The sequence below is a fragment of the Proluteimonas luteida genome, assembly GCF_021191695.1.
Classification (GTDB): domain Bacteria; phylum Pseudomonadota; class Gammaproteobacteria; order Xanthomonadales; family Xanthomonadaceae; genus Luteimonas; species Luteimonas luteida.
The window spans coordinates 1-1031 of the sequence record NZ_JAIWPT010000049.1 but is presented as its reverse complement, the minus strand read 5'-3'; the positions used below and the strand labels follow the sequence as shown (position 1 = coordinate 1031).

The window sequence follows — 1031 nt, the reverse complement described above, 5'->3', positions numbered from 1 at the left end:
TCGCTGGGGCTGGACGTCCACCGGGGCCTGGGCGGCACCGGCGTGGTCGCGGTCATCGACAGCGGCCGGCCGGGGCTGTCGATCGGCCTGCGCGCGGACATGGACGCGCTGCCGATGCAGGAGCACAGCGACGCGGCCTACCGCTCGCAGCGCGACGGCACCGCGCACACCTGCGGCCACGACGGGCATACCTCGGCGCTGCTGGGCACCGCCACGTACCTGGTCCGGCATCCGCCGGCCAGCGGCCGCGTGGTGCTGATCTTCCAGCCGGCCGAGGAAGGCGGGCGCGGCGCGATACGCATGGCCGGGGACGGCCTGTTCGCGCGCTTCCCCTGCGACGAGGTCTACGCCTTCCACAACATGCCGCTGCTGGGCCGCGGCAAGGCCAGCGTGCGCAGCGGCGCGACGCTGCAGTCGCTGGCGGTGTTCGAGATCGCGGTCGAGGGCGTCGGCGGGCATGCCGCCGCGCCGCACAAGGCCACCGATCCGCTGCAGGTCGCCGCGCGGCTCGCGGTGGAGATCCCGGCGATCGTCGGCCGCCATGTCGACCCGATGGAGGCGGCGCTGATCAACGTCGGTTCGCTGCAGGCCGGCACCACGCACAACATCATCCCGGCGTCGGCCACGCTCGGCGGCACCTTCCGGGCGCTGTCGAAGGAGGTGCACGCGCTGCTGGGCGAGCGCCTGCAGGCGCTGTGCGACGGCCACGCGGCGATGTCGGGCTGCACGGTGACGCTGACGATCCCGCATTCGTGCCCGCCGTGCGTCAACGCGCCGGCGCAGGCCGAACTCGCCGCGCAGGCCTGCGCAGACGTGCTCGGCGCCGAGCACGTGCAGACCGACCTGCGCGCGTTCCCGTTCTCCGACGATTTCTCGTTCATGCTCGAGCAGTGGCCCGGCGCCTACCTGTTCCTCGGCCAGGACAGCGCGATGTGCCACCACCCGACCTTCGATTTCGACGACGACCTGCTGCCGGTCGCGGTGAGCGTGTTCGCGCGCATCGTGCAGCGGCGCCTCGGCTGACCCGTCCG

Annotated in this window: 1 protein-coding gene; it reads left to right on the top strand. The window is 73.2% G+C overall.

Annotation, left to right across the window (positions count from 1 at the left end):
- Window positions 1-1023: amidohydrolase (locus LDO26_RS18140; protein WP_232132493.1), on the top strand; the 1023-nt coding region annotated here is incomplete at its 5' end.
- Window positions 1024-1031 lie beyond the last annotated feature (8 nt).